General features: G+C 63.9%; 1 pseudogene. It reads right to left on the bottom strand.

Annotated features, from left to right (window positions below):
• Positions 1-277 (bottom strand): annotated as a pseudogene (locus AAEY83_RS14595) (potassium transporter TrkH); the annotation flags it as partial.

Below are 277 nucleotides of genomic sequence, written 5' to 3'. Positions count from 1 at the left end.
AGCGAGAAGTTGCCCCACAGGCTGTAGTCACCGAGGGCGAAGCCGGTGGTGGTGACCACCGAGGTCACGTTCAGCGCCACATGCCGCAGCGCTTCCAGCCAATGCAGCTTGGTGGTCCACCAGTACCAGGTGCCGAGCACCAGCCAGGTCACCAGCAGCATTGCCAGCAAACCCTGCACCTGTTGATCCCTGATCAACGCACGGCGGTTGCCGCGCAGCGTCGCCACGTACAGGGTGAACGGCAGGCTGCCGAGGATCATGATGACGATCGCCACCC

Origin of the sequence: Psychrobacter sp. TB20-MNA-CIBAN-0197 (genome assembly GCF_040309765.1) — a bacterium.
Lineage (GTDB): Bacteria > Pseudomonadota > Gammaproteobacteria > Pseudomonadales > Moraxellaceae > Psychrobacter > Psychrobacter submarinus.
The sequence above is the reverse complement of the archived record's forward strand: the minus strand, read 5'-3'. Positions and strand labels throughout refer to the sequence as shown.